Origin of the sequence: Nostoc sp. (assembly GCF_036917975.1) — a bacterium.
Taxonomy (GTDB): Bacteria; Cyanobacteriota; Cyanobacteriia; order Cyanobacteriales; family Nostocaceae; genus Nostoc.
In genome coordinates, this window is sequence record NZ_JBALEJ010000024.1 from 102,180 (window position 1) to 115,260 (window position 13,081).

The window sequence follows — 13,081 nt, forward strand, 5'->3', positions numbered from 1 at the left end:
ATTTATCTTTAATCCAAAATCTAAAATTTAAAATCCAAAATTGCACTTATGTACCTGAAAACTCTAAACCTCCGACAATTTCGCAATTATCAAGACCAGCAGGTTGAGTTTACAGCTGCCAAAACAATTTTGGTAGGTAATAACGCTCAGGGAAAGTCAAATTTGTTGGAGGCGGTGGAGTTACTGGCAACATTGCGATCGCACCGCATGACCCGCGATCGCGATTTGGTTCAAGAAGGGGAAGCCATAGCCCAAATTAATGCCACCCTTGAGCGACAAACAGGTGTTAGTGACCTGACCTTAACCCTACGCCGCAATGGTCGCCGTAGTGTTGCTCTCAATGGTGAATCGATCCGCCGTCAAATGGATTTTCTCGGCGTTCTCAATGCCGTCCAATTTTCCAGCCTGGATTTAGAACTAGTACGCGGCGGCCCGGAAGGTCGCCGCAACTGGTTAGATACACTTTTAATTCAACTCGAACCAGTTTATGCTCACATTTTGCAGCAATATAACCATGTGTTACGCCAGCGTAATGCCTTTTTAAAAAGCCATGTAGAGACGTTGCATGCAACGTCTCTACACTCAGAACTAGCAGTATGGGATGCACAGTTAGCGACTACAGGAACCAGAGTAATTAGACGACGCGATCGCGCCATCCAAAGATTAGCTCCCATTGCTAGTACTTGGCACGCCAGTATTAGCGGCAGTACAGAAGTTCTGCAAATCAAGTACGTACCGAATATTCCTTTAGAGGATAAGCAGCCAGAAGAAGTACAGCAAGCTTTTTTAGCCAAAATTCAGCAGCGAGCGATCGCTGAAATGCACCAAGGTACTACCCTGGTTGGTCCCCATCGCGACGAAATAGAATTAACTATTAACCAAACACCCGCTCGTCAATACGGTTCTCAAGGTCAACAACGAACGCTGGTTCTAGCCTTAAAATTAGCCGAATTACAATTAATTGAAGAAGTCGTCAAAGAGCCACCATTACTATTACTTGATGATGTTCTTGCCGAACTAGATTTATCCCGCCAAAATCAATTACTTGATGCTATTCAAGACCGCTTTCAAACCCTGATTACTACCACTCACTTGGGTTCTTTTGATTCCCAGTGGTTGAAGTCATCCCAAATTCTTTTTGTGAAAGCAGGACAAATAACAATTCAAAATTCAAAATTCAAAATTCAAAATTAAAGACCAATACAGTTCAGATAAGACCAAAACACTTGTAGAGACGGCGATTTATCGCGTCTCAAAAACCCACAATTTTGTACAATTAGCCCTTAACTGAACCGTATTGAATTAAAGACCTTTCACAGTCTATGAGAGACGCTGCGCGAACAAAACTTGGGTAGTGGTCTGAATCCCCGAACAATTTTCCCAGTCCCCAGTCCCCAGTCCCCAGTCCCTAATTCCCAGTCCCTTTTTCAATGATGTTTTTCTAACCTTTTAAAAACGTTGAGAACTAAAAAAGTGAATAGAGCGCCAATCAATCCTAACTGCCATAAACCACAGCCGGCAGCAATTCCCAATGCAGCTGAAACCCAAATAGCAGCTGCTGAGGTGAGTCCGTGAATTTCAAGTTGCTGTGATTCTTGGGATGATTGGCGGATAATTTCTCCCGCTCCGAGAAATCCTACACCAGCTGCAATCCCCTGGATGACGCGGCTAAGTGCATCAGGACTACCTTGCAATCCTCCTGTTTGCATGATTGTCAAGGTAAACATGGCTGAACCTAAACTCACCAGCATATGAGTTCTTAAACCGGCTGGTTTGTGCCTAATTTGGCGTTCTAAGCCAATTATTGCTCCAATAAGCAATGCAACGCATAGCCGGAAGCTGATATTCAGCCAATCATTAGTTGCAAGGTAGTAAGTGTTTGGCAATGCTTAAGTTTGATATAGATAATCTTATATACTAGGTTAAATGGTAATCTTTTTATACAAATAGTACAAAAGACTCAGGGCTATTTCATTCATCAGTCGTCTTTAGACGACTTTTGCTATTAGACTCAGAATTCATTCTGAGGCGGGCTAGATGAGAATGAAATAGCCCTGCAAAAGACTCTATCTTTTTTTAACGAACTTTGGGGGTTTAAGTCCCCCGGTTCAATAACCGGTAAGTTTTGGATCGGGGTCTAAATCCCCGTCACAAAACTTACTTGCGACTTGCGACTTGCGACTTGCGACTTGTTTTAATGGAGTTTAATCCAACTTATTTGGATTCTATCAATTCAGTAATACTTTTTAAACTACGAACTAACATCTTACATTATTAGAATTATTTCCTAATAATGTATTATTTTATTCAATCAATGGAGGTTTGCATTACCAAATTATCACCGATATCATAATCTAGCAAACTACACGACTTTTAAGTTTATTAAATAGTTTTTTGGTTATTTAAAATAACTAAACTATAAAATTTCACCTGAAATTGCTAGATTTAACCCATACACTCAATAATTAAATATGAAACCGTACAGCACTCAGCACTGATTCAGGAGTCAGTGGATTAACGGCTGATAATATACCAGGAAGAAATGGCTGTGCCTACAAATAGACAACTGACAACTAACAAATTGAGTGGATAAACTCTACTGGCTAGACCAAATTAAACTACAAGACCGCTCCAAAGTAGGTGACAAAGCGTTTTACTTGAGCAAAATTATCCAGCGTGGCTATCCGGTGGTGCCTGGTTTTGTCGTTTCGGCAGAAATTTTGCGCCAATTTCTCGAAAATCTCAATAGTTCAGAGTCATTAGTGGCTGACTTACCCCATTCTTCGTTACACCTGGATGTTACTAATTGGCGTCAACTTCAGCAGGTGGCTAGTCGCTTGCGCCAAGAAATTCTGACTGGGACTGTACCACAGGAGTGGGTAAGTAATATTTTCCAAGCAGCTAGAGAATGGCAAACTGGCTGTTTGATTTTTCGGCCGACTTTGGCAGTATCAACTACTACCCCAGGAATGAAGGATATATCTGGTTTACTGGAGTCGGTATTTTGCCAGTGCGAACCCGAAGCGATCACTTTAGCTTTAAAGCGTACTTGGAGCCAGATATTTCGCGCCCGGAGTCTTTTATATTGGCAGCACTCAGGAATTAATCTGCAACAAATTAATTTTGCCGTTTTGGTGCAACCTGTTGAAAATGCGATCGCCAGTGGCTTGCTCACAGCCGACCCCTCTGGGTGGGAGATTGAAGCTACTTGGGGATTAGGAATTGCGATCGCTCTTGGCGAAGTACAGCCAGATGTCTACTACATTCAACCGGAAACTGGGGCTGTACTTGAGCAACAACTGGGTAATAAAATGCTGGCTTATGGTGTTGATAATGCCGCGCCTGGAGCTTTTTCGCAACCTGTAGCCAACTCAGTGCTAATAACAAATCACACTTGTCTGACTACCTATTTACTTCAAGAAGCCCAACAAAAACAGTACGCTTTACAAGAAGAATACTTACAACAAATAATTGCTCTGGGAACTCAACTGGTGAGTGAACTAGGTAAAACCTTCACCATTAAATGGACTATTGCTCAACAACCTACATCTAGCAAGCTCTACATCACACAAGTTAGTCCTTCCCAATCTGTAATTCCCCACTTACACTTCATTCGCGGACTAGGGGCAGCAGGGGGACGGATTGTAGCCACAGCGCTGGTAATTATTAATCCCCAACAGAAACCCGAACAACTACCCAAGGGAGTGATTTTAGTAGTACCAACAGTTACACCTGATTGGTTGCCATTACTGCAACAAGTTGCTGGTATTATCACAGAACAAGGGGGATTAACCAGCCACGCGGCAATTCTGGCTAGAGAATTAGGTATCGCCGCCGTAGTAAACGCCACATCTGCCACAACTTTAATTCAAACTGGTGAACGACTGTTGCTTGATGGCGACAGAGGAGAAGTTTATCGCATCAAAGGAGACTTAAAGGAGGAGAATCTTCTTTCCTCCCATCACCCCAGCCCAAAAGCATCCCATCCTGCTGTTACATCTCATCTACCTATGATTGCTACTCAATTGCTGGTTAACTTGAGTCAATCCACTTTAATCGAACAAGTGCAAAGCTTGCCTGTGGATGGGGTGGGATTGTTGCGCTCAGAATTGATGGTATTAAATATATTGTCTGGGCAACATCCTAATAGTTGGATTTTAAGTGGGCGTCAGGCAGAATTGCTAGAGCTATGGTCAGACCAGATTATGCAGTTTGCCCGTGCCTTTGCGCCAAGACCAGTTTTTTATCGTTCTTTAGATTGGCGATCGCAAGATTTACCATCATTGAGTGATAATTTAGAATTTTCGCCCCAGTCTATGTTAGGTGAACGCGGCACTTTTAGCTATTTACAAAATCCCGCAGTATTTGAGCTAGAACTGAAAGCTTTGGCAAGTGTACAGCAAGCTGGCTACAACAATGTCAACCTACTATTACCCTTTGTGCGGACTGTGGAAGAATTTATCTTTTGCCGTCGCAAAGTTGAACAAGCTTTTTTAACTGAAGTAGGGCAGTTTCAACTGTGGATGATGGCAGAAGTACCAAGCGTACTGTTTTTATTGCCAGAATATGTGAAAGCAGGTGTTGCCGGAATTTCCATTGGTACTAATGACCTGACCCAATTATTGCTAGGAGTAGATCGAGAACAAGGACAGCTAGCAAAAGTATTTAATGAACGCCATCCGGCAGTGATGAGAGCGATCGCACAACTAATCCAAATGGCTGAAAGTGCTGGTATACCTTGTTCAATCTGCGGTCAAGCACCAGCCCTCTATCCAGAAATTATCGATAAGTTAGTGGAATGGGGTATTACTTCCATTTCTGTGGAACCGGAAGCAGTTGAGCGAACATATCAGGCGATCGCTCGTGCTGAACAACGTCTAATTTTAGCAGCCGCACGACGAAAACTGCATTAGTTAAAAGTGATTCAATTTTGGATTTTAGATTTTAGATTTTGGATTGAAGGAAAAATCTAAAATTATCAGAGTTATGTAAAATTTTAAAATCTCTTTGATTCTAATACCAATTTGAAAAAAGAATGCCACAAATAGACCATTTGTAGAGACGCGATTCATCGCGTCTTTACCCAATGATTTGTTGCAATCATTATTATTTAATTATTCTGACTCCTAAATTCTGACTCCTGAATTATTACGAAAAACCTTTACTCATCCAGCATTTGGGGTGTTAGTATCGGCTGATTGTGTATTGAGAGGATATGCATCTTTTGGTTGCCTGATAAAACCCAAAGTGACTCGTTTCATAATCCAGTACAGTCCAACAAGGATCACAAAACTGATAGCAATAATCACCAATGGCTGTTTACCGAGAATTTCCTCAACACCTTTGGTCAGTACGGCATCGGGTTGAGTAATAAAATCCCAACTGTTGAAGCGCAAAAATCTTCCCCAATAAACACCAATAGCACACAGGAAATGAGTAATCAACTCAAAGGGCCAAATCCATTGACTTTTACCGATGCGATGTAAGTAGTGGCCCCAATTAATTAACGATATTACATAAGCTTCAAATCCGCCTAGAATTACTACGAGGTACACAGGAATAAGTACTAAAGTAATTATCCACACCGATTGAATCATGCGGATATCATTTATCAAGTGAATTACATCGGTTAACAAATACGGTGCATTTGGTAAGAAAGCATAGAAAACTAAGAATCCGAGCCACCACAGCCAAGTGCCACCGCGCCTCATGCGAAATAGCCACACACTTAAAGCCAAAGGTATAAAAGCCAGAAACAAATTCCAAGTCATCCAACTCATATTAATTCGCAAGATATGCAAAACTCTGGCTATCAATTCTTCTTTCATAGGTGCTTACTCGGAAGATGTTTAATTAATGTATACTGCGAACGGGTAACAACGAGACTTTTTAAAAAATGGCTATAAGCTTGGCACAAACAAGCTTTTGGCGATTATTCAAAAGTCAAGTTCTCAGCCGTTTTTAGTATAGATTCACTTTGTAGTGTTAGTGTTAACCTTAGTGATTGATCGAGTTTTTGTAGACACGAAAAAAATTAATTTCCTCCAACATCAGATATAATTTTTGTGTCAGTTAAAAGTAAATGTACACTGATATATATCCAAAACTTAGAGTTTTTTGTATGTTTCATGCTGGGGGATGAAATTTATCAATCAGCTTAAGCCCTAGTATAGCCAGAAAATCATCAGGGGAAAATCTACCACCGAAAGGAAGTCCGGGCGACAAAAACGCCACGAATAACTTCTGATGGACTTTTTTAATTACAATGTTGCCCCTGTCTTGGCTATTATACTAATTTCATTTTGCCCTGCTACAGTGCCAGAAGCAGCCAAAGTTTTTGTCAAGCCAGCTTTTGCTTAAGAGGTTGTTTGAAAAGTCTAATTTATTACTAGCCCTGGCGATTAGAAATCGCGCGCCAGTTGCTCATGGGGGAAACCCCCTTCTCTGCGAGACGCTCCGCGTTCGCGGAGCATTCCGAAGGAAAGGCGCTAGCCTCTCCCTTTGGGAGAAGACCGCACTGGCTTGGCTACACAGGCAAAACCCACCTCCGTGGGTTTAAAACACTCAATTTTTGGTTAGTCCGCGCAGGCGGACTTAGTTTGTGTAGTAGCGAATTATATTCGCCCAAAACTTTTCAAACATGCTCTAAGGGCGGGCGAGACGCCCACCCCACAAGAAGTAGTTGGATTTTTTTATTGACAGACTACTAGGGAATTAGATTAAATGTTATGGTTCAACTAGTTTTTTCCAGTCCCCAGTCCCCAATCCCCCAGATAAATTATTCAGGCTGATTACAATACTTATTCATTTCATTCACTAACGTATCTGATTGTTTGCCAACAGTTGTAGCTGTTGTCAGTGTTGAATCAATTTCGGCTCTAGCCTTTTGGATTTTTTCTCTGCCAGATGCGGATGCTTCTGCTGTTTTGGTTGCACCAAGCGCCCTACTTGCAATAGCGATCGCTTGACTGAGATTTTGAAAAATCTTGACAAAACCGCTTTGAAATTCTTTCAGCTTCGGATCTGTTAACTTCAGTTCTGCAATGGATTTAGTCACAAATTCTAAATCTTTAGATAGCTGTATGCTAGTTATTACTTGAGTTCCTTTATTTTTATCAATCAGAGAGGTTCCGGCATTTACAACTCGAATTAGTCGCTGACACTGGGAAACTTTATTTTCGCTGCAACTAGTGACGAACAAAGCAATGCTCAGGCTAACAGGAGCAAGAACAGTATATTTATGTAAAACAGACATTAACACCCCAACAGCAATAAAACAGAGAATATAGTATCCAATATTACGAGTAAACGAGGGGATTGGGGACTGGGGATTGGGGAAGAAGCAAGGGAGAAGAGTTTTCCCCTCCGCGCCCACACCCTGCCCCTCTGCCTCTTTTCAATGTCTAGGGCTAAAATCGAGGCTAGGGCGGCTAGGCGTCTTTGTCCACCAGAAAGTTCATGTGCGGAACGATTGGCGTAGGCTTCTAGACCAAAATCAGCTAAGGAGTCAGGAGTCAGAATTCAGTATGAATTCTGACCGAAAAAGCAGATGAATAAACGGGTTTAAGTCCCCCACCAAATTGAAAAATTGGTGGTCTACAATTAGTTGCGGGTCTAAATCCCCAACTAATTGCATTCTGACTCCTGAATTCTGACTCCTGAATTCTTTTTTAATATTTCTCTATTTTGTGGTTTTTGATTAATTCAAGATTGACTACATCAATAAGTAATTTTTTTGTAGATATAACAAGCTGATGTCATTGGAATTTGCGCGTTTTGTAATAGACATCTCCAGAAATTAAATATGCGTTACCCAGAACCCTTGTAGAGACGTAGCAGTGCTACGTCTCTACGTTATTTTTCGGAGATGTCTAATATCAACCAAAAATTATTTCATGACAAATCATTTCTCGATCAAATTATTAACAATAACAATGTGGAAGTATATTACCAAAATTTACGATAATTTCATATTTAATTGATATTACCCATATTAGTATTAGAAGATTATAAAAATTTGCTGAATTAGGTGTATATTTGTTGACTTAGTTTACTTAATGGTACAGTATGTGTATATAAAAATATGTAACCAGAAAAATAATACTATAAAAATCAGTAGTAAAATGCGAAATTTAGATAAAATTTGGGAAAATACGTGAATTAAAGTGCGGTAATTACTAAAATCTCAGAACAGCTAACTGTAGCAAAAGTATGCCTCAAGTTTTAAGTAACTAGATTCAGTCAATAAAGTCAGCAGATGTTTGGCTCTATTTTCTACGGACTTTACACATCGTCGTTCTGTAATTTGGAATATGAAGACAAACTCATCCAACTCACTGTTAATAGTACCAACTGGCCCACTAAAGATTTCAGAGTTGCCTCCCAACCATTTGGGTATAACTGGTGAATCTATATACCTTTCTCTAGTAATTCCTACTTACAAAGAGCGTGACAACGTTAAGAATGTAGTCAGCATCTTGAGTAAGTTACTGGATGAATCTATTCCAGGAAACTACGAACTAATAGTGGTAGATGATGATAGCCCAGATCGAACTTGGGAAATAGCACAATCATTGACGACAGAATACCCCCAGTTGCGGGTGATGCGACGCCAACAGGAACGGGGGCTATCGTCAGCAGTGATTCGTGGGTGGCAAGCTGCGACGGGGAATGTGTTGGGGGTAATTGATGGAGATTTGCAGCATCCGCCAGAGGTGCTGACGCAATTGTTGCGTAGTGTTGAGCAGGGAGCAGATTTAGCTGTAGCCAGCCGTCATGTGGAAGGAGGCGGTGTTAGTAGCTGGAGTGTCGTGAGGCGTTTCTTGTCTCGTGGCGCTCAGTTGTTAGGCTTGGTGATCTTACCAGGGGTACTGGGCAGAGTTTCCGACCCCATGAGTGGTTATTTTATGGTGCGTCGGAGTGCGATCGCCAATGCAACACTCAATCCAGTGGGATACAAAATTCTCCTAGAAGTAATCGGCCGGGGAAATGTAGACCAAGTTGCCGAAGTTGGGTATGTGTTCCGCGAACGCAAAGAGGGCGAGAGTAAGGTGACATGGAAGCAATATATAGATTACATCCACCACTTAGTACGGTTGCGGCTTTCCACAGGACGAGTCGGACGGTTGAGTAAAAAAGTCAATTTCCCCGTCAGTCGATTTCTGCGTTTTGGATTAGTTGGCTTTAGTGGCGTGTTTGTGGATATGGCAATACTTTATTTACTCAGCGATCCGACTACCTTGGCTTGGCCACTGACACGCAGCAAAATTGTTGCCGGTGAGATTGCAATTTTAAATAATTTCTTCTGGAATGACGCTTGGACATTTGCTGATGTCAGCGCCAGACAGCAAGGATGGCGTCAACGCCTGAAGCGGTTTTTGAAATTCAACGCCATTTGCCTGGCTGGACTGGTATTGAATGTACTGATCTTGAATTTGGTATTCAATTTTCTTATTCATAACCGTTATATTGCCAACTTTATTGCGATCGCAGTTGCTACTATCTGGAATTTCTGGATTAATTTAAAACTTAGCTGGCGTGTCACCGACGTGAAATAATCACAACGAGGGATTTGAGATTTTGATTTTTGTTTTTAGATTTTAGAACGAACTTCAATCTTCAGCGTCAAATCTATAAATCCATTCGTGTGAGGCCCAGCAATGAGAGTTTTTTTCCCAGGTACATTTTATTTTTACAGAAAAATTATCTCGTTGCTACTTGCCTCTGCCAAACATGGCTCACAATACAAGCATTGGCAAAATTGGCAGGCTCGACTTCCTCCTTTCTGGGTTCACTTTTTGCTGAACTTAATGTGGTTACTCATCGGCCTCAGCTTGCGTCTAGTCAACTTGACAGCAAAGCCTCCTTGGACTGATGAGTTTTCCACCTTGGTGTTTAGCTTGGGAAATACTTTTTTAGGAGTACCCTTAGATCAAGCGATCGCACCTGATACCTTATTGCAACCACTACAACTAAACCCAACGGCTAGTATTGGTGATGTGGTTCATAACTTAGCTACACAAGATAGTCATCCACCACTATATTTTGTGCTGGCTTACCTGTGGATGAAATTATTTCCCAGCGATGGGGGATTAGTGTCGTTATTTGGGGCGCGATTATTACCAGCAATCTTCGGCGCTGCCTCAATTCCATGTATTTACTTCTTAGCTAGAGTAGCGTTTCGTTCATCATTAGTGGGACACTTGACTGCTGCCATGATGGCAGTATCACCCTACGGTGTATTTTTAGCACAAGAAGCGCGTCATTACACTTTAGGAGTTTTATGGGTAACTGCTTCCCTCACCTGCTTAGTAATTGCCACACGTCATATTCAAAACCGTACACCTTTACCCATCTGGATAGCACTGTTGTGGGTAGGAATTAATGCTTTAGGTATTGCAACTCATTATTTCTTCAGCCTCACTCTCTGCACAGAAGCCGTAGTTTTGATTTTTCTTGCTTGGCTTCAATTGCAAACTAGCAGCAAATTTTCTCTCCTCTTCTCTCCTCCCTGGCGGCGCATCTATGCCGTTGCTATAGGTACTTCTGTGGCGGGTTTAATTTGGATACCAATCTTATTAGAGAATAAAAATCGTGGTGTTTTGACCGAGTGGATTCGAGGTTCGCGCGTTGGACTAGATTGGTTAAGCCCAATTTTTCAGGCTTTGGGAACATTGATTGCCATGATTTGCCTATTACCAGTGGAATCTTCACAGCTATTGGTTGTGATTCCTTCTGGAGTGGTAATGCTGACTTTCTTTATTTGGGCAGTACCAATTTTGTTACGTGGAATTAAGATTCAACTACAGCACCCAGAAAACCGAATTATGATCCAGGTGTTTATCGGAGTCACCATCGGTGCGATCGCTTTATTCTTTATCTTTACCTACTTTTTGGGCATCGATCTAACCAGAGGCGCTCGTTATAACTTTGTTTACTTTCCGGCGATCGTTATTTTACTAGGCGCAAGTCTGGCAGCTTGTTGGCATCCTCCCCAGGAATTGCTGGGAAGAGAACTAGAGAAAAATGGCATCAAAACCATTGGAAGATGGGGAATAAATGGCAAAAAAGCCGTGATATTAATTTGGTCAATGGCATTTTTGAGTGCAGTTACAGTATTCTGCAATCTCGGCTATCAAAAATATTATCGCCCTGACCTGTTTGTGCAACTAATTCAACAAATATCTCCAGTGCCAGTACTGATTGCCACTACCCACAAAACTTATGTACACACTGGGGAAATGATGGGGGTAGCTAGGGAGATTAAACTTGGCAATTCACTTCAAAAACCTCTGTTTCTCCTTGCCCATCAAGACCAAGACCCGAATACTTCCACCATAGCTCTAGCAAATACTTTAAATAAATTACCACGACCTTTTGACTTATGGTTGGTAAACTTTCACGCCCCCGTTGCAGAAGCCGTCAAAACATGCGTTATATCTGATACTCAATCTTTACCAGGCGTAGATGGCTACGAATATGAACTTTATCATTGTCAGCAGAATTAATATTTTGGGATTAGCTATTGCCGATGCGATCGCTAAAACTCATAGAGGAGATATTACCGTCACTAGTAAAGTCGGTGTTGGTAGATGCTTTCAGGTACATTTGCCATTAGTATCTTAGTTTAATTCTTGGGATTTTGCCGAGTCCTTTTACCAAATAAACCAGACATACTTAATCCTGTTGCCAACAATCCCAGAAGTCCTAATCCGTTCAAAATTGGGTAGATTTTTTCAAGATGAAAAATTTCGCCTGTATGGATACTTAAGAGGAAGCTAGCTGGAACTCCTATACCAATAGACCACTCACGGACAAACGTTACTAACATCCCGGTCAATACAGTTAAAATAAGTGGCACAGATAAGATAATGCCAAAGATTCGATGATACTTACGAAATGAACGTTTCATATTAATTCTCCAGTCAGTAAAAACTTTTACCAAACAATACAATGTAGGCTCAATATCGCCTAAAATGCAAATTAAACGAGAAAAATCGAGTCTTGTCTGACAAGACTCGAAGTAAGCAATTGGTGCGAGGAATTTTTAGAGACTCTGTTCTTAAGGTAAAGCACAGCAGGTAAAAAACTCGGAAAGAGAAAATATCGGTTCTTTCCGAGTTTTTTACCTTGATAGCTTTAATATTTGAGTGGCAGAAATATTACCTAATATTTTTGTTCATAGTGAGTACAATGTCTGAATACTAGTACCGCAAGGCGGAATTCAAAATTCAAAATTAATACAGTGTAAGCATTTCATTGATTTTGAATGGGTGTTTTTTTTATTTACGCCGTGTTGCACTAGTCTACAAAAACGAGTTTTGATGAGGAGTGTATAATGAATCGTTTTAATCCTGTACTGATAGTCTCTCTAATCAGCCTGATGGCTTTGGTTGGATGTAGTAAGGGTGAAGAACCTACTGCACAGACACCACCTGCTGGGAGTTCTGTCTCCGAAACATCTCCTAGTTCCACTCCAACAACCAGCCCTGAAACATCTGCTAGTCCTACTGCGACAACCAAGGCTGATACAGCAGTTAGTCCCACTGCAAATACCGATTTTAAAGGTTTAGAGGGTGTTGTTACCAATACTAAGGCAGCAGTTGAGGCAGGAAATTTTGCCAAAGCTAAAGGGGAATTTGATAAATTTGAGGATTTTTGGTCAAAAGTTGAGGATGGAGTCAAAGTTAAGTCTCCCAATGCCTACAAAGAAATTGAAGATAAATCTGATGAACTCAAAGCAGGGCTTAAAGCCTCTGCACCAAATAAACAGAAATTGTTAACAGCCTTAGCATCTCTTAACAAGAATGTCACTAGTGTTGCCAAGCCTTAAGAGCCAAATATTAGGACTAGTACCGCAAGGCGGAATTCAAAATTCAAAATTCAAAATTCAAAATTAATACAGCATACAGCACTTACGGCAGCTATGAGGTACATCCCCAAATCTGAAAGCTTTGATAGGAGAGGGCAAGGAGAAAAACTGTATTGCATAATAGCCGGAAGCGCTGTAAGCGTTTCATTGATTTTGAATGGGTGGTTTATTTACGCCGTGTTGTACTAGTATTTGATTTTTGAAATCTAT

General features: G+C 41.1%; 10 protein-coding genes and 1 pseudogene. 6 read left to right on the forward strand and 5 right to left on the reverse strand.

All coding sequences use genetic code 11. The features are described 5' to 3' along the window. Positions 1–48: 48 nt before the first annotated feature. Positions 49–1,194 (forward strand): DNA replication/repair protein RecF, encoded by a 1,146-nt coding sequence (recF, locus tag V7K76_RS08975; RefSeq protein WP_334776323.1) that lies wholly within the window; start codon positions 49–51, stop codon positions 1,192–1,194. 233 nt (positions 1,195–1,427) lie between these two features. On the opposite strand, the gene V7K76_RS08980 is transcribed toward recF, so the two are convergent. Continuing rightward, complete coding sequence (locus V7K76_RS08980; RefSeq protein ID WP_334776324.1) at positions 1,428–1,886, reverse strand: MgtC/SapB family protein; 459 nt, start codon at positions 1,884–1,886, stop codon at positions 1,428–1,430. 699 nt (positions 1,887–2,585) lie between these two features. On the opposite strand from V7K76_RS08980, the gene V7K76_RS08985 reads away from it, so the two are divergent. After that, complete coding sequence (locus V7K76_RS08985) at positions 2,586–4,913, forward strand: putative PEP-binding protein (protein ID WP_334776325.1); 2,328 nt, start codon at positions 2,586–2,588, stop codon at positions 4,911–4,913. A gap of 252 nt (positions 4,914–5,165) precedes the next feature. Here V7K76_RS08985 and V7K76_RS08990 read toward each other — a convergent pair whose 3' ends face one another. From V7K76_RS08990 to V7K76_RS09000, 3 genes and pseudogenes are all read right to left on the reverse strand, one after another. Then, a complete protein-coding gene (locus tag V7K76_RS08990; protein WP_334776326.1) occupies positions 5,166–5,828 on the reverse strand; it encodes a DUF1361 domain-containing protein in 663 nt (220 codons plus the stop codon). A gap of 950 nt (positions 5,829–6,778) precedes the next feature. Next, positions 6,779–7,255, reverse strand: coding sequence for a hypothetical protein (locus tag V7K76_RS08995; RefSeq protein ID WP_334776327.1), 477 nt, complete (start codon positions 7,253–7,255; stop codon positions 6,779–6,781). Between the two features lie 146 nt (positions 7,256–7,401). Continuing rightward, positions 7,402–7,503: pseudogene (locus tag V7K76_RS09000) on the reverse strand (ABC transporter ATP-binding protein); the annotation flags it as partial. Between the two features lie 809 nt (positions 7,504–8,312). On the opposite strand from V7K76_RS09000, the gene V7K76_RS09005 reads away from it, so the two are divergent. The 3 genes from V7K76_RS09005 (at position 8,313) to V7K76_RS09015 (ending at position 11,625) form a co-directional block, all read left to right on the forward strand. Beyond that, positions 8,313–9,557 carry a glycosyltransferase gene (locus V7K76_RS09005; protein WP_334776328.1) on the forward strand — a complete coding sequence of 415 codons (1,245 nt, stop codon included), beginning with the start codon at positions 8,313–8,315 and terminating at the stop codon, positions 9,555–9,557. A gap of 252 nt (positions 9,558–9,809) precedes the next feature. Continuing rightward, a complete protein-coding gene (locus V7K76_RS09010; protein WP_335029780.1) occupies positions 9,810–11,507 on the forward strand; it encodes a glycosyltransferase family 39 protein in 1,698 nt (565 codons plus the stop codon). Continuing rightward, positions 11,479–11,625, forward strand: coding sequence for an ATP-binding protein (locus tag V7K76_RS09015; RefSeq protein WP_442936173.1), 147 nt, complete (start codon positions 11,479–11,481; stop codon positions 11,623–11,625). The genes V7K76_RS09010 and V7K76_RS09015 overlap by 29 nt, the downstream gene beginning before the upstream one ends. A 1-nt stretch (position 11,626) precedes the next feature. Here V7K76_RS09015 and V7K76_RS09020 read toward each other — a convergent pair whose 3' ends face one another. Beyond that, complete coding sequence (locus tag V7K76_RS09020; protein ID WP_334776329.1) at positions 11,627–11,911, reverse strand: peptidase; 285 nt, start codon at positions 11,909–11,911, stop codon at positions 11,627–11,629. A gap of 426 nt (positions 11,912–12,337) precedes the next feature. Between V7K76_RS09020 and V7K76_RS09025 the strand changes: the two genes are divergently transcribed. Continuing rightward, complete coding sequence (locus tag V7K76_RS09025) at positions 12,338–12,832, forward strand: DUF4363 domain-containing protein (protein ID WP_334776330.1); 495 nt, start codon at positions 12,338–12,340, stop codon at positions 12,830–12,832. Positions 12,833–13,081 lie beyond the last annotated feature (249 nt).